Source organism: Halobacillus salinus, from assembly GCF_004684905.1.
GTDB lineage: Bacteria > Bacillota > Bacilli > Bacillales > Halobacillaceae > Halobacillus > Halobacillus salinus.
Window position 1 is genome coordinate 300,010 of sequence record NZ_SRJC01000002.1, and the last position, 20,047, is coordinate 320,056.

Below are 20,047 nucleotides of genomic sequence, written 5' to 3' on the forward strand. Positions count from 1 at the left end.
ATAATAATTATATACTTCTTAATGGACGTACATAGCGCACACTAGTAGAACGTGAAGTGCTTCTCTATCACCACCTCTCTACAATGTTAAGAACCGAGATGAATTACTTGGAACAAAAAAAGGACCTGATCACTATAGATCAAGTCCTTTTTTGTTAATTCATAAATCGCAATAAAAAACATTCGCCAGGCTTGAGTTCTAACTTCAACTCTCCATTTCTCGCCCGGAAGATACGCTTCTTATTCTCAAGGTTCTGCCACTTTCCTTTTTTCACTTGCAACGTTACATGATGTTTTTGCTCCAAATTACGGTTAAACAAATAAATCAACCGTTCATCCGATGCTTTTTGTCCGAAAGCATCCATTCCATTCATCATCCAACGTTCAAATCCGTACACATCTTCATGCAACTCAAGTGACGTCCAGTTACCTGTGCGCATTGCCGCATGTGTGTTTCTCCACTCCCCTATATTACGGTACCATTTTAGGAGCTCCTCGTTCTCTCTTCCCCAAGGGTACGGCTTGCGATTATCAGGGTCAGCTCCACCAGTTACTCCAGCTTCATCCCCGTAATACAAGGAAGGTATTCCAGGAAAGGCATATAGCCACAAGCTCAGCGCTTTGATTTGCCTGATCACTTGCTCTTGCTTAGTTTCCTCCGACCAATCATTAGGAAGAAATTCCACGAGCATCGTTTCAATACGTTCGACGTCATGGCTTGAGAGCATATTCATCAAAGCGTAGAAATATTCCCTAGGATAATGTTCCGCAATCGTAGTGAGGCGGCGGTGGACGTAGCGTGCATCAATGTCTCCTTTTATAAAGTCCAGCATTACTCTTCGTAGCGGGTAGTTCATGACAGAATCTAGTACTCCACCTAAGAAGTAGTCACGTCGTTTCCCATACGCCGTCTTATTCGAAGCATCTTCCCATACCTCACCGAGCAACACACTGGATTTATCATGCTTCTTCAACTGACGGTATATCTGGCTGATCAAATCATCTGTCAGTTCATCCGCGACATCGAGACGCCAATGGTTTATACCAGACTTTTGCCACGTTTTGATTACACTATCTTTATTGTGTACAAGAAAGTTCTGATAATCTTGGTTTTCTTTGTTCAGTGTTGGCAATGTCCCTACTCCCCACCAAGCATCATAATCATCTGGGTAGTTATGGAACGTGTACCACGGGTAGTAAGTAGACTCTTTGGACTGGTAGGCCCCAAGTGATTCGTATTGCCCTTCTCTGTTGAAGTAAATACTGTTACTTCCGGTATGGCTGAAGACTCCATCAAGCATGATTTCAATTTTCTTCTTTTTCGCTTCTTTAATGAGCGTTTCTAAATCTTCTTTCGTCCCGAGAAGTGGATCGACTTTATGGTAATCTCCCGTATCATAACGGTGGTTACTTTCCGCTTCGAAGATTGGGTTCAAGTAGATGACCGTAACTCCAAGCGAGGCGATATAATCCAGTTTCTCCGTAATACCTTTCAGATTACCTCCGAAGAAGTCCCAACGGATTACTTCCCCACGTTCATTCCGGATATAGATCGGGTCATTTTCCCAATGAGCATGGAGCAAGCTCGACTTCGGTGCTTGCGATGAATCGATTTCCCCCGCGCTATAGAAGCGGTCCGGAAAAATTTGATACATCGTTGCATTTTTCCACCATTCCGGCGTTCCATACTCCGGGTCGTAGACCGTGATCTGCCATGAAGGTGGAATGTGATCATAGACTCGCCCTTCTCCACTCTCAAAAATGTTATGACGTCCATAAAAAAGGGAGCGGTCGCTACAGATCACTTCGAAGTAATACCATACGAGTTGTGGCTCTTCCGGCAGATGAAGTGTTGCTTCAAAGGAACTGTAGTGATGTTCTTCACTATAAAGGTCCATTTCCAGCGCCCTACCTTCATCTGTCCGATCAAGGATATAATGTAAAATGACGTGCGTCACATCAAAGTGTTCATGGATATCAATGGCTAAGGAAACAGAGGAACCCTTCGGTGCTGCACCGAAAGGCTCCCGGTAGGATTCCTCGAAACTGTGATGGTACATCTCTTTTTGTCTCACGAAAAGGCCTCCTAAAACATCACTTTAACGATTGAACTCGTTCAATATGCCAAATGTCACCAGCATATTCTTGGATCGTTCGATCGCTTGAAAAGGCACCTGAGTGGGCGATGTTCACTAAGCTCTTCAGGTTCCACTGGCGTTTACGTTGGTAATCCTGACTGACTCTCTTCTGTGTGAGGACGTAATCTGCGAAGTCCTTCAATACGAAATATTCATCATTATAAGTTACGAGCGCATCATAAATCTCTTGAAAATCTGTTTCCCCTTTAGAAAACGGGCTATAGTGAATCAACTGATCCAAAGTGTTACGGACCCGTTCATCCTGTTCATATATTTCACGAGACGAATAAGCTCCATTACGGTAATACTCCAACACTTCTTCAGAGCTTAATCCAAAGGTATAAATGTGGTCATCTCCAACGAAATCATGAATTTCCACGTTCGCTCCGTCCATCGTACCTACTGTAAGTGCCCCGTTCATCATAAACTTCATGTTTCCTGTACCCGACGCTTCTTTGCTTGCCGTTGAAATCTGTTCACTTACATTGGCTGCTGGTATGATCTTCTCTGCAAGTGATACCGAATAGTTCGGCAGGAAAACAACTTTAATATATGAATTCACATCCGGATCATTATTAACGACATTCGCGATCCGGTTGATCAACTGAATGACTTTCTTAGCAAAATGATAACCTGATGCTGCCTTAGCTCCGAAGAAGAACGTCCTTGGCATGATATCAAGCGTTGGGTCAGCTTTTAACTCATTATATAAATGCATAATATGAAGTGCGTTCATCAATTGACGCTTGTAACCATGCAGGCGTTTAATTTGTACATCATATATAGAATCAGGATCGACGGTGATACCTTGGGTTTCTTTCACCCAATTGGAGAAAGAGCGTTTGTTTTCTTGTTTAATATCGTGCAGAGAATCCAGCAACGCAACGTCTTCTTTCTTATCCAAGAGACGCTTCAGCTGTTTAGGATCTTCTCTCCACTCATTACCAATAGATTCTGTTATAAGATTGGATAAGGACGGGTTTGCGTGCATCAACCAACGACGGTGGGTAATACCATTCGTCTTGTTATTAAACCGTTCAGGGAATGTATCGTAGAAACGCTTCATTTCCCGCTTCTTCAGGATTTCTGTGTGTAATTTGGCAACACCATTTACACTATGACTTCCAACAATGGCTAAATGCGCCATCTTCACTTGACCATCTGCAACAATAGCTAAATCCGCAATTCGGTCGAATTCACCAGGATATGTCTTCCATAATCCTTGGCAGAAACGTTCGTTAATCTCATCAATGATCATGAATACACGCGGAAGTAAGTTTCTCACCATATCCACCGGCCAAGATTCAAGTGCTTCACTAAGCGTCGTGTGGTTCGTATAGGAAACAGTTGCCTGCGTAAGATCCCAGGCTTCTTCCCATCCTAAACCTTTCTCATCCATCAGGATTCTCATCAATTCTGGTATGACTAAAGCAGGGTGGGTGTCGTTAATGTGGATTGCCACTTTATCAGAGAACGCGGACCAAGGAAGCCCAAGCTGTTCAAAGGAGCGAACCACAGATTGGACCCCAGACGATACAAGGAAGTACTCCTGTTTTAAGCGGAGCTTTTTCCCGTCTTCTGTTGAATCATCCGGATATAGAAACTCAGAAATGGCTTCCAGGGAGCGCTTGTGGTCTAGAAAATGACCAAAGTGGCTCTCTATTTCTGCTTTTTTCAAGGTATCTTCAACAGTAGGCTCTGCAGACCAAAGTCTTAGCGTATTGACCGTTTCGTTGTTATATCCAACGACAGGTACATCGTAAGGAACTGCTCGAATTTGTTCGTAGCCGGTATGCTCAAAATGAAGATCTCCTTCATCATTCTCTACTGCATTGATGCGTCCACCAAAACGAACTTCTAACGCTTCTTCCGGCCTGCGTACTTCCCATAAAAACTGCTGACTCAACCAATCATCTGGCAGTTCTACCTGTTTCCCATCAATGATTTGCTGGTCGAACATGCCATATTTATAGCGCATCCCATAACCATGTCCAGCTAATTCTAAAGAAGCGAGAGAATCTAAGAAGCAGGCAGCTAAACGACCAAGTCCACCATTTCCGAGACCGGCATCCTTCTCTTTTTCCTCAAGCATAGATAAAGATAACCCCAACTCTTCCATCCCTTCCTTCACGAGATGCAAAAGCTGCATATTCAGAAGGTTATTACCGAGCATACGCCCCATCAGAAATTCCATAGAGAAATAGTACACTTGCTTGTTTTGATTCTCTCTATACTCCCGTTTGGTCTTCACCCAGTTCTCGCTGATTTTGTCTTGTACGAGCGAGCCGAGTGTCCGGTATGCATCATACTCTGTAGCGGTCTCCAACGTCTTACCGAACTGCGTTTCCAGCTTCTTCTTGAACTTCTCTTGAAACTCCTTCTTGTCACTGAACATCACCATGTGATTTCCTCCCATTGTATCTACTACTCAAACATCGTTCGATAAAGATCCATATATTGAGTAGCAGAGTTCTTCCAAGTGAACTTACTCTTGCAAACGTTTTTTATTAACTTTTGCCAAGATGCAGGTTCTTGATAGAGTGTAATCGCTCGGCGAATGGTATAAAGCATGTCATGAGCATTGTAGTTGGCAAAGGTGAACCCATTTCCCTCTCCCGTATCTTCTTCGTAGGCTTGCACCGTATCTTTAAGACCGCCTGTCTCTCTGACGATCGGAGCAGATAAGTAACGAAGAGCAATCAGCTGTCCGATGCCACAAGGTTCGAAACGTGACGGCATCAAAAACAAGTCACTGCCTGCGTAGATTTGACGAGAGAAAGGTTCAGAGAAACGAATATGGGTAGACATCTTCTCCGGGTGACGTTCTTGAACCCATTGAAGCATCTGCTCATAGTGGTATTCTCCTGTTCCCAACACCACCATCTGTACGTCGTCATGATACAGAAGGTCATCAATGACACGCCCGATCAAATCGAACCCTTTCTGTTCTACCAATCTGGAAACGATGCCAATCATCGGAACATCCTTCCGCACTGGTAATCCGAGCTGTTCTTGCAACCACATCTTGTTCTGAGCTTTCTTGATCAACGAACTTCGATAAGGAAAAGCAAGCGCCTCATCTTTCATAGGATTATAGTTTTGGTCATCGATACCATTCACAATCCCTACAAGTTCGTTGGAACGCTTCCGAAGTACTCCATCAAGGTTTTCCCCGTAATATGGCGTTTGAATCTCCTCAGCATAGGTTTCACTCACCGTTGTAATGAAATCTGCGTAATTCAACGCACCCTTCATGAAGTTGATGTTTCCAAAGAATTCGAGTGCATCTTCTCTCATCATACCCTCATCGAAGTCCATCAAATCGTGTAACACAGTTTGAGCGTAAATTCCTTGGTACTTCAAATTATGGATCGTAAAGACGGTTTTCATACCATGCAGTTTTTCTACATCTTTGTAGTGGGTATGTAAGAACACCGGCAACAATCCTGTCTGCCAATCATGACAATGCAAAACATCAGGCGTCCACTCCCATGAAACAAGCATTTCCATTACTGCACGATTAAAAAAGACAAAGCGTTCCGCTTCATCATCGTAACCATATAAATTCGAGCGTTTGAAATAATACTCGTTATCTATAAAATATACTGGAATGCCTTCGTACTCTATATATTCCACCCCTGCATATTGGTTCCGCCACCCTAGTGGAACATCCAGCTCCTCAAGATGTGTCATATTCAACTTCCAATGGTCATCCATTGTCTCGTATTTCGGTAGAACAACGCGTACATCTGCCCCTTGCTCTTTCAGCGCGTGAGGAAGCGTTCCCAATACGTCTGCAAGCCCACCAGTCTTAATAAACGGCGTACATTCTGAACCAACCATCAATACCTTCATTCTATTCGGACACTCCTTATCCTTTGTTATATGAAAGGGACTGCCAGAAAAATCGTTCGGACAGCCCCATTTTATCCACTTACATAGATTTTCTTTTCGGCACAACAAACGGCTTCTCTGGTGCACCAATCAGCGTACGTCCAGCAGAGATTTTACAGTCTTTATCCAAGATGACATTCTCCAATACAGCATTCGGCTCAATTTCACAACGCTGCATGATGATAGAGTTCTTAATTATGGCACCTTCTCCGATTTTCACACCACGGAACAAAATACTATCCTCTACTTGCCCTTCAATGACGCAGCCATTAGCAACTAATGTATTGGTCACTTCTGATGACGGCAAATATTTAGACGGTGCTTCGTTTTTTACCTTAGTGAAAATAGGCGCTTCATTACCAAATAAACCGTCATGCTGATCTGCCTCTAGCAGTTTGCAGCTATTTCGATAATAACTTTCCACCGAATTAACAAGGGCGTGCGTACCTTCATATTCGTATGCATGAATATGAAGCTCAGCAAGCTTCGCTTTAATGCCGTCTAGGAAGAAGTGGCTCCCTCCATGAGCAATACACTGCTCAATCAATTCGATCATCAGATCTTTCTTGACCAAGTACATATCCATATATACATTTATGCTGCTATGGTCATTGTGAATGCCTGTCACACGACTGTTTTGATCGATTTCCAGTTTATGAGCAAGCTGATATTCCGGGTACAATTCGTCCACACGATTGTACACAACGGTAACATCTGCATCGACCTCTTTATGCTCTTTCAACACTTCTTGGAAATCAATATTACAGATGTTCTGTGAACCTGAGACTAGAATATAATCCGCCCATGCACGGTGAAGGAAATCCAAGTTGTTATGAAAATGCTGAAGGTCCCCTTTCGAAATGTCCGTCGGGTCATTCCAGTCTGGTGGTAGAATGAACATCCCACCGCGTTTTCGGTCCAAGTCCCACGCTTTCCCTTGTTCAAGGTGGTCCATTAGTGACCTGTACTTACGCCTCGCAAAAACAGCCACTGACTCAATTCTAGAATTCGCCATGTTAGAAACAGCGAAATCAATCATCCGATAACGACCTGCAAACGGCACAGCCGCTCCGCATCGGAAATACGTTAATTCATCCAACAAATCCTGTTCATGATCTAAGTTGATAATTCCGGCAATACGGTCCATAATATCCCCCTCTTAGGTATTTACGTAGTTTGATGCAAGTACACTGCCTTCTTCTGCAACAAGAGTTATTTCACTGCCTGGTGTAGGGTCTCCAATAACCGCACCATCTTCAATTACGGTTCCTTTTGAAATAATTGCCCGGTTGATCGTCACGTTCTTACCGATTTTGACATCCGGCATAATGACCGAGTCTTTCACAACAGACGAATCGCTGACCTGTACTCCGTAGAAAATGATGGATGTATCTACCGTTCCATGAATGCGGCATCCTTCGTTAATCAGCGCATTCTTCACCTTGGCGGTCGGTGCCAGGTATTGAGGTGGCTGGTTCGGATTCTTGGAGTAAATGCGCCATTCCCCGTCATTCAAGTTCAAATCCGGATCTTTCTTAAGCAGGTCCATGTTGGCTTCCCATAAGCTATCGACCGTTCCTACGTCTTTCCAGTAGCCATCGAAACGATAAGCCATCATTTTTTTATAATCTCTAAGAAGAGCCGGGATGATGTCTTTCCCGAAGTCGTGCGAGGAGTTTTCGTTTTCCGCATCTTCTATCAAATATTGTTTCAATACATCCCCACGGAAAATGTAGACACCCATCGACGCCAGATTACTCTTCGGATGTTCAGGTTTTTCGTCAAACTCCGTAATACGTCCTTGTTCATTCGCATTCATAATTCCAAAACGATTTGCTTCCTCCCAAGGTACTTCGATTACAGAAATCGTGCAGTCCGCTCCAGATTCCTTGTGATGCTCAAGCATTTCGCTGTAATCCATTTTATAAATGTGATCTCCAGATAGAATCAGTACGTGTTCCGGTTCGTACTGGTTCAAGAATTGCAGGTTTCGGTAAATGGCGTTAGCTGTTCCGGTGTACCAGCCCCCGCCATCTGATTGCATAAAAGGAGGCAGGACGGAAACGCCACCGTATTTACGATCTAAGTCCCATGGGGAACCGATTCCAATATAATCATTTAAAATAAGTGGTTCATATTGCGTGAGTACGCCTACCGTATCAATGCCTGAGTTTGTACAATTGCTGAGCGGGAAATCAATAATACGGTACTTCCCTCCGAAGTAAACAGCAGGCTTCGCGACTCGCTTTGTCAACGACTTAAGCCTCGTTCCTTGACCTCCGGCTAATAGCATGGCAACACATTCTTTATTCTTCATGATCTTCCTCCTTATTTGCTGAAGTTCGTTTCAAGAAGCTCACACCGAGCGGGGGAATCGTCATGGTTATATGCTGATCTTGACCTTGCCAAGGGACAGGAACTGTGTCTAAACCAACACCATTGATTTGTCCAGACCCTCCGAAATGTTCCGCATCACTCGAGAATACTTCTTTATATGAGCCTTGTTTCGGTACTCCCACTTTGTAATCGTGGTACACTTCGGGAGTGAAGTTGCATACGACGATGACCTGGTCTTGGCTTGTTCGTCCATTTCGAACAAACGAAACGATGCTTTGTTCATAGTTCTGGGCATCGATCCAGAAGAACCCTTCTTCTTTATGATCAAGTTCCCATAGCGACGGCATCTCCCGATATAGAAGGTGAAGCTGCTCCATATAGCGCTTCGTTGCAGCATGAGAATCATAATCAAGCAATTCCCAGTCCAAATCCTCTAAATCTTTCCACTCATCGAATTGGCCGAATTCACCTCCCATGAATAAGAGTTTCTTACCAGGGTGGGCGTACATATAAGCTAGAAACGCTCGTAAATTAGCAAACTTCTGCCAATAGTCACCCGGCATTTTATTTAACAACGATTTCTTACCATGAACGACTTCATCATGAGAAATCGGCAATACAAAGTTTTCAGAGAACGCATAGAAAAGCGAGAAAGTAATTAAGTTGTGATGGTACTTCCTATGAATAGGGTCTGTTTCCATATATTTGAGCATGTCATTCATCCAGCCCATATTCCATTTATAATTGAAGCCAAGTCCCCCTATATAAGTCGGAGAACTTACTAATGGCCACGAAGTAGATTCTTCCGCCATCATGAGACAGTTCGGCACTTCCTCAAAAATGGCTTCATTCATTTTCTTGATAAAGGAAACAGCTTCTAAGTTCTCTCTGCCACCGTATTCGTTCAATTCCCACTCTCCGTCTTCTTTGCCGAAGTCTAAATAAAGCATACTTGCTACGGCATCTACGCGAAGTCCGTCCAAGTGGTATTCTTTCAACCAATAAATGGCGTTGGAGATAAGAAAGCTCTGAACTTCGTTTCTAGCAAAGTCGAACGTCAGGGTTCCCCACTGCGTCTTTTCTGCTTTGCTTGGGTTGGCATATTCATAGAGTGCTTCTCCGTCAAAGCGCCTCAATCCGTGTTCATCTTTACAGAAGTGGCCGGGTACCCAGTCCAGAATGACTCCTATGCCTTGTTGGTGGCACTGGTCGACGAAATATTTGAAGTCATCCGGTGTACCGTAACGGGAGGTAACTGCGAAATAGCCGGTAATTTGATAGCCCCAGGAGCGATCGAAAGGGTGTTCCATAATGGGAAGCAGCTCGATGTGTGTATAACCCATCTCTTTCACATAAGGGATCAACATATCGGCGTATTCACGGAAGTTGTAGAACACTTCAGGTTCAATGTATTTCCATGAACCTAAGTGAACCTCGTAGATAGAAATTGGAGATTCATAGATATTCCTTGACTGCCTGTCCTTCATCCATTCCTTGTCTTTCCATTCATAGTCATCAAGAGGATAAACCTTCGAAGCGGTATCGGGGCGTAACTCACTCGAAAAAGCATAAGGGTCCGCTTTGAGACGCAAGTGACCATGAGGAGTCAATATCTCATATTTATATATCATCCCTTTGTCCACCTCAGGAATAAATGCGAACCATAACCCTTCATCGTTCACTCTTTCCATCCGGTGTTTCCTTCCGTCCCAATCATTGAATGGACCAACAACACTAACTTGTTCGGCATTTGGTGCCCATACTCCAAAACGTATTCCTTCTTCACCATTTTGACGATCGCGGTGTGCTCCGAGAAGCTGATAACTATATCTAAGGTTTCCTTCATGGAATAAATAAATATCTTGTTCCAATGCCGTATCATTCATTCTGTCCACCACTCCTTCCAACTCCTGAATTGCTTTAACTAGATGCTTACTTTAATCATAAATATTCAGCATGGGATTTACAATTATATTTATGAAAAAATTCTGAAAAGTTTTGTCGATTTTTGCTTTATTTTCAGGCTTTCAACGACTATTGTGAAAATAATGGAAAGGTAAGCGTTTACAAATATAAGTTCCACATTTTTACATGTTAAAACATAAAAACTGACATTGTTTTACCAAAATCATTTAGTGGTATAACGATAGAAACAAAACAAAGGGGTGAGCCCGGTGTCCTTAACAGGTATCAGTCTACTGATTATTGCACTTTCCTTTGCACTCATCGCAATCTATGTCGTCAAGACATTGAAAGCCGCTTCCGGCACGATGACGAGCGTTTCAAGCACGCTTGAAAAAGTAGAGGGACAGATGCAAGGCATTACGAGCGAATCAGAAAGTCTACTTAAAAAGACCAACCGAATTGCTGAAGATGTTGAACATAAAACCCAGACGCTGAACGGACTTGTTGAAACTGTAAACAATGTCGGATCTACAGTCGGAAATGTAAATACATCTCTTCAAGGAATGGCAGAGAGTGTAGCCCATGCTTCCAATCAGAAAGATGAAAAGGTCGTCCAAGCTATGAAATGGGGCGACGCAGCGATTGAACTCTACTTGAAATGGAAAACGAAAAAAACCCAGACTGGAAGAAAGGGGTCGTAATATGGATTGGTTAGGAATTGGAGTTTTTATTATAGGCATTGCCTTCGCCATTGTATCCATTTTCTTGATTAAAGCTTTAAATAACTTAGCGAACGTTTTGAAAGGGGTAACCAAAACCGTCGACCAACTGCCTGGGCAGTTAGACTCCGTAATGAGCGAAACCTCAAACGTCCTGCATAACAGTAATGACACATTAGCAGATGTAAATGAAAAGATACGTGCACTCAGCCCTCTTTTCTATATCGTTGGAGATATCGGTGAATCCTCCCGCAAACTGACATCCTCTCTTGTAGATATGACCTACTCTATGAAGAGCACGACTCGAGAAGGAGAACAGCGTGTTAACGAGGAAGGATGGAGAGGAATTTACGGGGCACTAGCGCTGACGTATTACTTCGTCCAAAAGCGAAGTGCACTAAAGACAGTCCAAATGAAGAGTCAAACAAATGAGTAAAAGGGATTGGATCAGTGGAGCGTTGGCTGGCATTGTTACCGGGGGCGTCCTTCATCAATGGAAAGATAAGCCCGCACAACTACGCCGTACTTACCGTGAGAAAAAGGAAAATCTTTATAAGCAAGGGAAGGAACAATACGAGATTGTACAAGCTTCTAAACGAAGAATTGCTGTAACAGCAGAAAAACAAGCAACGGAAAGGGGAAAAGAAAATGAAACAAAAGAAAAATAAATTACCATTCGCTATATTGGCAGGAGCCGTTATTGGAGGAGCATTCGTGCTGCTAAGAGATCCGGAAGAGAGAAGACGTCTGAAAGAACAATCAAGAACTACGAAAGATTCCGTTTCTTCCTATGCGCATGAAGCGAAGGAAAACCCATCCGAAACCAAAGATGCCTTTGTTTCCAAAGTACGTCGTTTCGTATCCGCCGCTAGCGAGGTCGTTACAACCGTTCAAAGTGTTTACAACGAACATGGACAAGAGATCAAAGATAAAGTAAAAGAAATCAAAGAAGAATCAGAAGAAGTCGTCGACACAGCCAAAGAAGCAGGCGCAGAACTGCAAGAGGCAGGAGAAAAAGCACAAGAAGAACTTTCCGAAACAGAAACAGAAGCACAACCACCTTCAGAAGATAACGTCGTAGAAGTCCCAGCACAACAAAGACATTAATATGACAAAAAGGAGAGCGCATCCCGCTCTCCTTTTTAGTGTCTTAGGTAAAGGGTTATGGAAAACTAGGAACGGTTACAACTGCCTTTTAGGTGATCAGCTGAAGAGGTTCATTCTTGTATTATCAAGGTGTTGGAGAAACGATGAGACTCCTACCGGATCGTAGGACAGCGTGAGATCCCGCAGACTGCGAAAGCCGTCGAGGAAGCTCACCGACCGCCGGTGGAAAGCGAATCGTTTCTCCAACACCTTTCTCCTAACTTAGGGGAACCGAAGTGGTTCCTCAACAGAAAGAGGAGAGCGTATACCGCTCTCCTTTATTTTTTCTCCTGATTCCCAAAATAGTCATCTTTGTTTACATACTCATTCGGCGGCGCGCCATATTCCTCGTTGTAATTCTTAAACTGCGCTTTGCGCCCGTTTCTTTTTTCCCCATGATTTTTGTTTTCCTTGAATTGACGATCTGGTTTCTTATCTTGTTTGCTCATTAGAAGTCACCTCACTTCTAATGTGTACGAGAAGGGAAAAATTATGTACGTACGTCGGTCAGTTTCTGTGTCGATTGCGTGACTTCTCCGACCGCTTGGTTGATTTGGGTAATGGCCTCGGAGAACGAGTTCAAGTTCTGTTCTATAGCTATGTTCATCTGCTCATTTTCACTTGTTGCAGAAACAATCTCGGAGAAAAAGTGTTGGATTTGGTCCATGCCTTCCGTACTCTTTTCAATCATTCCGTTCATTTCTTGTACGTTCGTCGATACGTTGTCGATCTGGTTATTGGTTTCCGATATGAGACTTGAGACTTCTGAAACGGATTCCTGTGTCTGTTCGGAAAGTTTCCGTACCTCCTGCGCAACAACCGTGAACCCAGCACCGTGCTCCCCTGCTCTCGCAGCTTCAATCGAGGCATTCAGGGACAACAAATTCGTTTGTTCCGCAATGGAGGAAACAAGGGTGACGATTTTGTTTATTTCTTCTGATACCTTTTGTAATTTCTCCACATCACCAGAAACCACTTCAATACTGGATTGAATCGTGTGCATCTGATTCTTCTGTTCCTCTATCTTATCTTGCCCTTCTTTCGATTGACGTTCCACCTGCTGAGCAAGTACAGTTCCGTTTCTCGAATCTTTCACCATTTGCTCTGTTTGGACAGTTAATTGCTCTGTTGATGCGCTTGCTTGTTGGGAAACCGCAGCGACTTCAGCTGACATATGATCCATTGTCTGATAGGCCATTTCTCTTCGCTCAATTTCCTCTTCTCGTTTGACTGCCGCCTCCTTCTCGTAAAGCTCTAACACAATCTGCTGCTCAATACTTAAGATTTTCGTAGTGGCAGCGATAGCTTTATGGAACTCTTCTTGGAGAGACAACTCGACAGAAAAAATCCTCATAAAAGAAAGGTTTAAGTCCTGAAAGGCGCACATATACCATTTAGGTGGTAAGCCAATCTGATAATGCACATGAGCGATTTTTGCCCGGCGATCGAAGAAGTCTTGGTCAATGGTGCCTGCAAACATTTCACTAATATGTGTTTTCAAGGTGCCCTTCAGCTTTTCAACAGAGCTATACGTTTTTATCATTTGCGTAAGAGAATCTTCCACATTCAGATTGGCATAAAACTGTCCGACGATAGACTCTATATGTTGATCGACTACCGGCTTCAGTGAACGAAGAACAGCGAGATCCGTTTCGGTAAGATCGACCATCTTCAACTGCTTCTCTAACTCACTACCCTCAGTCAGGTTGATTCGTCCTTTCTGCCCTTCTCCTAATGATGCACGCGTACGTTCTTGTTTCTTTTTAAACAACATGCTATTCCACTCTCCATCATTCTTTTTCCTTTACTATCGGAGTTATTTGTGGACTCTTGAAGGAGGAAAAGGAAACGTTCTCTAAATGACGACGGAACAGCCACATGATGACTAAATGGACTTGCGCTTGAGTGAAAAGATAAAGGGGCCAAGGTATAGAAGGCATATAGTCGTGAATCGCCGCAATGATTTGTTGCTTTTCGGGGATTTTCCGGAACTCGAAACGCCCACGCTTATTCAGCTTCTCGTTCGTCAAAAGACCGCCCGTAATGTAGTATAACGCTCGGTCTTCCGTACTTCTCTCTTCTGAATACGTCATTTCGAGAAGAGGCTTTTTCAGAAATAACAAGCCAATTTCACACTGCCACCGCTCATCTACGGTTGTACGGATCCAGGGGTTCAGCGTCCTCGCCAGCCACTTCACATACTCTAAGGCAACCTCTTCTGTGTTACATCCTTCTGGAATTGGAAGACGCTGCACAGATCGCACATCATTAGGCTTTGGAGAGGAACTAGCACGTGAAGGCTGATAAACACCGCCGTTCTTAAGAGCTTGCTTCGCGGCTTCTTTAAAAGGTATTGTTCCCATAAAATCGGTGGATGTTTCACGTGCAACCATGTGATGGCGCAGACTCTCGATTAAAGGATAAACCAATTGCTTAGGTGCATGGGTCAAACACCGGACTGCGAATTTGACAGCCCACATGGGGATCCAAGGGACTTGATGAATAGGCAGGTTTTTGCCCATAACTTCAGATAGCTGATTTACCATTTGCTTATAAGTCATAACTTCCGGTCCACCTAAATCAAAAGTACCTGCTGGGTGATTAGCAGTTTGAATACTCTTATCCATTGCACTTAAAACATCTTGCAACGCGATGGGTTGAGTGTTGGTATTCATCCATCTGGGTAAACAAAGATAAGGAACCCGCTTCAATAATTTTGCAAGTACAGGAAAGGAAGACCCTTCTGGACCGACGATCAAGCCTGACCGAAGCGTTGTAACCGGCACCCCGTATGCTCCTAGAATATGTTCGACTTCCAGACGGCTGTGTAAGTGCCTGGACAGTCCTTTCTGTTCATCAGGGATGGTGCCGCTTAGGAAAATGATGCGTTTAACCCCTTGTTTACTGGCTGCCTGAGCAAAATTATCCGCTAAGATGGCATCCATGTCCTCAAATCTACCCTGGGTCAGCTTCGCAGATGGAACCATGGAATGGACAAGATAAACAGCTATGTCTGCTCCTTCTAATGCGCGTTCTGCATCTGAAAGGGAAAAAAGATCACAAGAACGCCACTCTACATGTTCACTATTCTCAAAGCGATTACCGTTGCGTGATAATGCTACTATGTCAGCGTAAGGTGCTATTTTGTCCAAAAGGTGGCTGCCAATGTACCCACTGGCCCCTGTAAGTGCGACGACAGGCCTTTTCTTCATCCTTCTCACTCCTTTTACCAACCATTCCTTTTTCTAAATCGCTTCAAACGAAGCTTCTTCTTTGACAGTAGTCTTCGAATCCTTTAAATTGAGTACGGTATTCCTAGTATCTTTATCAGAATTAGTAACATTAACCACTTTAACTAAAGGAGGATGAGAGCGTTGAAACGATTATTCCAATCTTATCTCAAAACATCTTTAATCATAAAAATAACCGTTGCACTTGTATTAGGTGTTATAGCCGGATTGATTCTTCAAGAACAAGCAACGGTCTTAGCGCCATTCGGAGACTTATTACTCCGTCTATTGAAATTCGTTATTCTTCCATTGATTCTTTTCACTCTTATTGTTGGAATCAACCAGACCGGTATTTCCAACCTTGGAAGAATGGGTGGTAAGGTATTTCTTTATTACCTCGGTACATCGGCACTTGCCATCCTTGTCGGCGTGTCGGTTGCGAGCCTGTTCAACCCTGGCACAGGCGTTTCGCTACAAGGAAACGAGAGTGTAGAGGTCCCAGATAACCCTGGTGTAACCAGTGTATTACTCAACATCGTGCCAGATAATATCGTGACTGCCTTTACAGAGATGAACTTGTTAGGCATTATTTTCACAGCTTTTGTATTCGGTATTGCGATTTCTTACCTAAGATCCACTAACGCTTATCAAAAACAAGCCAACAGCTTATACCGTGTGATCGAAGGGTTGAACGAAGCGACTCTGACAGTCATGAAGGGAATCCTTCAATACGTTCCGATTGGTATATTCGCCATCATTGCAGAAATCATCGGAACGCGAGGAGCAGATGTATTATCATCGCTCTTCTCTTTCATCGGTGTACTTTATATTGCTCTACTCGTTCAGCTTGGGTTTTACATGGTACTGCTTGCTGTTACGAAAAATCGTCCAGGTGCCTTTATGCGCGAAGCGCGTACACCACTCGTTACGGCATTCGTTACCCAGAGTAGTTCAGGAACATTACCTGTAACGTTGAATGCAGCGAAGAACTTGAATTTGAATAAAGGCTTATACGGATTTAGCCTGCCGCTTGGTGCCACCATCAATATGGACGGCGCAGCCATCCGTATTGCGGTATCTGCTGTGTTTGCCGCCAATGTAATCAATCAACCGCTTGGCCTTGCTGAAATTCTACAAATCGTACTTGTAGGTGTCCTCGCATCTGTCGGTACAGCAGGTGTACCAGGTGCCGGTATCATCATGATTGCAACAGTCTTCTCACAAGTCGGACTTCCAATGGAAACTGTCGCACTGTTAACAGCAGTTGACGTGTTCGTCGGAATGGGTGCGACCGCATTGAATGTAACCGGTGACCTTGTCGGAACGAAGTTGATTGATCAAACAGAAAAACCTAAAAATCAAACAGCCTAAGTGAATTAAAATAAAAGTCTGGAGGGGATGCTCCAGGCTTTTTAGTTTGTCTAAGGCTGCAAGCATATCACTCAACCCTCTTGACCCATTATGTTAAACTAAATACTTAGTGACCTAAGTAAAGAAGAAAGAAGGAATGTAACATGTCAGAGCAAACCAACCCACAAGAAATTAATCGCGTCCCGTTGATGATCGTATTAATTTCAGGTGCGTTTGTGGCTATTCTGAACCAGACCTTGCTGGCTACGGCTCTTCCACATATCATGAGAGACTTGAACTTGGAAGCCAGCACGGCACAATGGCTGCAATCCATCTTTATGCTCGTTAACGGAATTATGATTCCGATTACAGCATTTTTGATTGAACGATTCTCAACCAGAGGGTTGTTCTTGACCGCAATCGGTTTATTCGCTTTCGGAACCCTTGTTTGCGGGCTTGCCGTGAACTTCCCGGTCCTACTGATAGGACGTGTATTGCAAGCTTCCGGAGCCGGAATCATCCTACCACTTATGCAGACGATCCTATTCCTTGTTTTCCCTATAGAGAAAAGGGGATCTGCAATGGGAATGTTCGGACTCGTCATTGCTTTCGCGCCGGCGATTGGACCTACGTTATCTGGTTACCTTGTAGAACAATTCCCGTGGAGAAGCCTATTCTTTGTCATTCTCCCAATCGCGATTCTTGATATTATTGTAGCTTATTTCATTTTAAAAAACGTAACGAAGCAGTCGTTCCCGAAAGTCGATCCAATCTCCATCATCTTATCTTCCTTCGGATTCGGCGGACTGCTTTATGGATTTAGTATAGCTGGGGATAAAGGTTGGGGCAGCACCTCTGTTATGATCTCAATGATTGTCGGCGCCGTGACGCTTACGGCATTCATATTGCGTCAGCTTCGTCTCGAACGGCCGATTCTCGAGTTCCGTATTTTCAAATATAAAATTTTCACCCTTACTACAGCCCTTGGCATGGTGACGTTCATGGCGATGATCGGTGGAGCTGTCGTGCTTCCAATCTTCATGCAGAATATGCTCGGATTCACTGCATTCGAATCCGGCCTTATGCTGCTTCCTGGTGCCCTCCTGATGGGTGTCATGAATCCGATCACCGGCAGATTGTTCGATAAATTTGGAGCGAGGTGGCTTGCGATTATCGGACTCGGCTTACTTGTCGTGTCGACCTTCATGTTTACAAACTTGACGGCAGCCACCACCTTCACTTATCTCGCTCTTGTAAACTGTGTGCGTATGTTCGGTATTTCGATGGTAATGATGCCCGTTACGACAGCAGGCTTGAACCAATTGCCTTCTAATTTGATGCCACACGGAACGGCGATGAACAATACGATGCGCCAAGTATCTGGTGCTGTAGGGACAGCCTTGTTAGTCTCTGTAATGACGAGTCAGGCCAACCCTTCAAACGGTGTGACAGGTCTGATTCACGGTGTGAACGTGTCCTTCATCGTTGCAGGAATCATTGCAGCAGTCGGATTTATCATGGCGTTCTTTATTAAGAACTCTCATCCAAAAGAAGAATACAGTGCATAAGAAAAGGTATAGTGTTTCGTTTTGTTATGAAATATAGTGTTTCGTGGTTCGGAAAACAACTCGCTTTCCGTGGGCGAGTGTCGAGCTTCCTCGCTCGCTTTGCTCACTGCGGGATCTCGACTATCCCGTTCATCCCACAGGAGTCTCGTAGTTTTCCACCCCACTTTGCAATAGGAAGTGCGAACAAAACTATATTCTAATAAGCGTGAACCAATTCTCCATCCTTTTCTTGGTCCGGAAGCACAAAGGTTTGCACTTACTTTATCAAGATATCGGAGAATCGGGGATGGTCGCTGGACCCCTGCAGAAAGCTGACCGTTTCTTCTACACATGGAAGAAACGACAACTCATTCTCGATACACTGAAAAAAGCCTTGTCTGCTAATTAGCAGACAAGGCTTTTTTTATAAGGACGCTGCTTTGTATCGTTGGTAATAGGAATCTACGTTATTAAGTAACAATAGTTCTGTGTACAAGTACGCCTTCATGTTAAAGTCAGCAAAATCAATATTGGTGAGTTCCTGAATCTGTTTGATTCGGTAATTTAATGTGTTGGGATGTATAAACATTTCTTGTGCCGTCTGCTTCGCTTTGCCGTTATTGGCTAAATACAACTCTAGCGTACGGAGTAGATCGGTCTGTTTCTGTGCATCGTTTTTGATTAAAGAAAGTAAATCTTCACTGTAGTAGTCTTCCGAACTATTCTTCTCGTATAGAGCTGCCACGTAACGATAGATTCCCAGTTTTGCGAATTCACGAGGCATCGTCTCTGGTCTTGGGCTGATAAAGTTCGCTGTTTCAATGACTTCAAGCGCTTCTAGGAAACTTTTACGCATGTAATAAAGACTTGTGTATTCCTTTCCTACCCCTATAAGGAAATTATAGAAAGACTCCTCTTTCATTTCGTTCTTGACCGCTTCAATGAAATCTCTCGCTAAATTCCTAGAAGAAAACCGCTCTGATACGCTTCCCTCCATGATTAGTACCATCTGGAATTCAGAAGTCAGAAAGTATAGCGAGCGGTGGCGCTTAAAGCGATGAACAATTTCGAGCAAGTACTCCAGTAAATCAATATGTTGCGGTGCAGTGACGGAAAATACAACAACAGAGTATCGATTAGGCAACGTCAAGTTCGCGAGCGACGCTTCGTGGCGAAGCTGGGTTTCGTTGCCGTACTCATGGTGCAAAAGCTGCCATAACAGCTCTTCTTTGCGGTTTTCTTTCGCATTCACTTTCTCGTACATACGGTGAATTAATTGCCCCATATGAAGCGATACGTCTTCAAGTAAGGACAGTTGCTCTTCTTGCATCCACTGATCAGACTCCTGCACCCAAACGTACCCCACTGTGTGGCCAAGGTGCTTGGCAGCAATCACCACACGTTGATGAAAACCGAGTTCTTCGATCGGATGCACACGAATCGGATCCGAGCCGTTATCCAACTGCTGGACGATTCCTTCTTTTTTCAACCGATCTATAATGAACACGGGACATTTTTTGGAGAGAATCGTTTTCTGCTGGGTCTGATCGAAATCTTCGAATGCAGAACTGTAAGATACGAGCTCGAAGTTTTTATTTTCAATAATGACTGGCTTTCCGAGCTCTGCGCTAATCAAATCGGTCGCTTTATGAATGTTTTCGGTTTGAAGGATGGTTTGTTTTGCGTCCATCGGAACTCTTCCCTTTCCAGCAAAAAGAATTTTAATCCATTATAGCAGATGTGCTGTATTTAGGAAGAATAGATCACATTTCTGGATAGATG

The 20,047-nt window shown here is 43.8% G+C and carries 17 protein-coding genes; 7 read left to right on the plus strand and 10 right to left on the minus strand.

Annotated features, from left to right (window positions below; genetic code table 11):
• Positions 1 to 154 precede the first annotated feature (154 nt).
• The 6 genes from E4663_RS12035 to glgB all read right to left on the minus strand — a co-directional run bounded on the left by E4663_RS12035 (position 155) and on the right by glgB (position 10,254).
• Positions 155 to 2,074: a glycoside hydrolase family 13 protein gene (locus E4663_RS12035; RefSeq protein WP_079477661.1), complete on the minus strand. Its 1,920-nt coding sequence runs from the start codon at positions 2,072 to 2,074 to the stop codon at positions 155 to 157.
• 19 nt (positions 2,075 to 2,093) lie between these two features.
• Entirely contained in the window at positions 2,094 to 4,532 is a 2,439-nt protein-coding gene (locus tag E4663_RS12040; RefSeq protein ID WP_135327863.1) for a glycogen/starch/alpha-glucan phosphorylase, read from the minus strand.
• A 29-nt stretch (positions 4,533 to 4,561) separates the two neighbouring features.
• On the minus strand, positions 4,562 to 5,992 hold the full coding sequence (glgA, locus tag E4663_RS12045) for a glycogen synthase GlgA (RefSeq protein WP_135327795.1): 1,431 nt from the start codon (positions 5,990 to 5,992) through the stop codon (positions 4,562 to 4,564).
• Between the two features lie 79 nt (positions 5,993 to 6,071).
• Positions 6,072 to 7,178 (minus strand): glucose-1-phosphate adenylyltransferase subunit GlgD, encoded by a 1,107-nt coding sequence (glgD, locus tag E4663_RS12050; RefSeq protein ID WP_135327796.1) that lies wholly within the window; start codon positions 7,176 to 7,178, stop codon positions 6,072 to 6,074.
• Between the two features lie 12 nt (positions 7,179 to 7,190).
• Positions 7,191 to 8,348, minus strand: a complete 1,158-nt coding sequence (locus tag E4663_RS12055; RefSeq protein WP_135327797.1) for a glucose-1-phosphate adenylyltransferase — start codon at positions 8,346 to 8,348, stop codon at positions 7,191 to 7,193.
• Positions 8,338 to 10,254 (minus strand): 1,4-alpha-glucan branching protein GlgB, encoded by a 1,917-nt coding sequence (gene glgB, locus E4663_RS12060; protein WP_135327798.1) that lies wholly within the window; start codon positions 10,252 to 10,254, stop codon positions 8,338 to 8,340. Before glgB ends, E4663_RS12055 begins: the two co-directional genes overlap by 11 nt.
• Positions 10,255 to 10,542: 288 nt before the next feature.
• On the opposite strand from glgB, the gene E4663_RS12065 reads away from it, so the two are divergent.
• From E4663_RS12065 to E4663_RS12080, 4 genes are read left to right on the plus strand one after another with little or no spacing between them, the layout of a single operon-like run.
• Entirely contained in the window at positions 10,543 to 10,974 is a 432-nt protein-coding gene (locus E4663_RS12065; RefSeq protein WP_135327799.1) for a DUF948 domain-containing protein, read from the plus strand.
• Between the two features lies 1 nt (position 10,975).
• On the plus strand, positions 10,976 to 11,428 hold the full coding sequence (locus E4663_RS12070; protein WP_135327800.1) for a DUF948 domain-containing protein: 453 nt from the start codon (positions 10,976 to 10,978) through the stop codon (positions 11,426 to 11,428).
• The gene (locus E4663_RS12075) at positions 11,421 to 11,660 is read left to right on the plus strand and encodes a hypothetical protein (RefSeq protein ID WP_135327801.1); all 240 of its coding nucleotides are present in this window, start codon (positions 11,421 to 11,423) and stop codon (positions 11,658 to 11,660) included. Before E4663_RS12070 ends, E4663_RS12075 begins: the two co-directional genes overlap by 8 nt.
• Positions 11,641 to 12,099 carry a YtxH domain-containing protein gene (locus E4663_RS12080; RefSeq protein WP_135327802.1) on the plus strand — a complete coding sequence of 153 codons (459 nt, stop codon included), beginning with the start codon at positions 11,641 to 11,643 and terminating at the stop codon, positions 12,097 to 12,099. Before E4663_RS12075 ends, E4663_RS12080 begins: the two co-directional genes overlap by 20 nt.
• A gap of 317 nt (positions 12,100 to 12,416) precedes the next feature.
• Here E4663_RS12080 and E4663_RS19980 read toward each other — a convergent pair whose 3' ends face one another.
• From E4663_RS19980 to E4663_RS12090, 3 genes are read right to left on the minus strand one after another with little or no spacing between them, the layout of a single operon-like run.
• Entirely contained in the window at positions 12,417 to 12,587 is a 171-nt protein-coding gene (locus tag E4663_RS19980; RefSeq protein WP_168927346.1) for a hypothetical protein, read from the minus strand.
• Between the two features lie 41 nt (positions 12,588 to 12,628).
• A complete protein-coding gene (locus E4663_RS12085; protein ID WP_158290488.1) occupies positions 12,629 to 13,909 on the minus strand; it encodes a globin-coupled sensor protein in 1,281 nt (426 codons plus the stop codon).
• Between the two features lie 19 nt (positions 13,910 to 13,928).
• The gene (locus E4663_RS12090) at positions 13,929 to 15,350 is read right to left on the minus strand and encodes an NAD(P)H-binding protein (protein WP_135327804.1); all 1,422 of its coding nucleotides are present in this window, start codon (positions 15,348 to 15,350) and stop codon (positions 13,929 to 13,931) included.
• A 162-nt stretch (positions 15,351 to 15,512) separates the two neighbouring features.
• On the opposite strand from E4663_RS12090, the gene E4663_RS12095 reads away from it, so the two are divergent.
• From E4663_RS12095 to E4663_RS12105, 3 genes are all read left to right on the plus strand, one after another.
• On the plus strand, positions 15,513 to 16,739 hold the full coding sequence (locus tag E4663_RS12095) for a dicarboxylate/amino acid:cation symporter (RefSeq protein ID WP_135327805.1): 1,227 nt from the start codon (positions 15,513 to 15,515) through the stop codon (positions 16,737 to 16,739).
• 143 nt (positions 16,740 to 16,882) lie between these two features.
• Positions 16,883 to 18,286, plus strand: a complete 1,404-nt coding sequence (locus E4663_RS12100) for an MDR family MFS transporter (RefSeq protein WP_135327806.1) — start codon at positions 16,883 to 16,885, stop codon at positions 18,284 to 18,286.
• Positions 18,287 to 18,491: 205 nt separating this feature from the next.
• The gene (locus E4663_RS12105) at positions 18,492 to 18,674 is read left to right on the plus strand and encodes a hypothetical protein (protein ID WP_079477648.1); all 183 of its coding nucleotides are present in this window, start codon (positions 18,492 to 18,494) and stop codon (positions 18,672 to 18,674) included.
• Positions 18,675 to 18,689: 15 nt separating this feature from the next.
• Here E4663_RS12105 and E4663_RS12110 read toward each other — a convergent pair whose 3' ends face one another.
• Positions 18,690 to 19,955 carry a PucR family transcriptional regulator gene (locus E4663_RS12110; RefSeq protein ID WP_079477647.1) on the minus strand — a complete coding sequence of 422 codons (1,266 nt, stop codon included), beginning with the start codon at positions 19,953 to 19,955 and terminating at the stop codon, positions 18,690 to 18,692.
• Between the last annotated feature and the right edge of the window lie 92 nt (positions 19,956 to 20,047).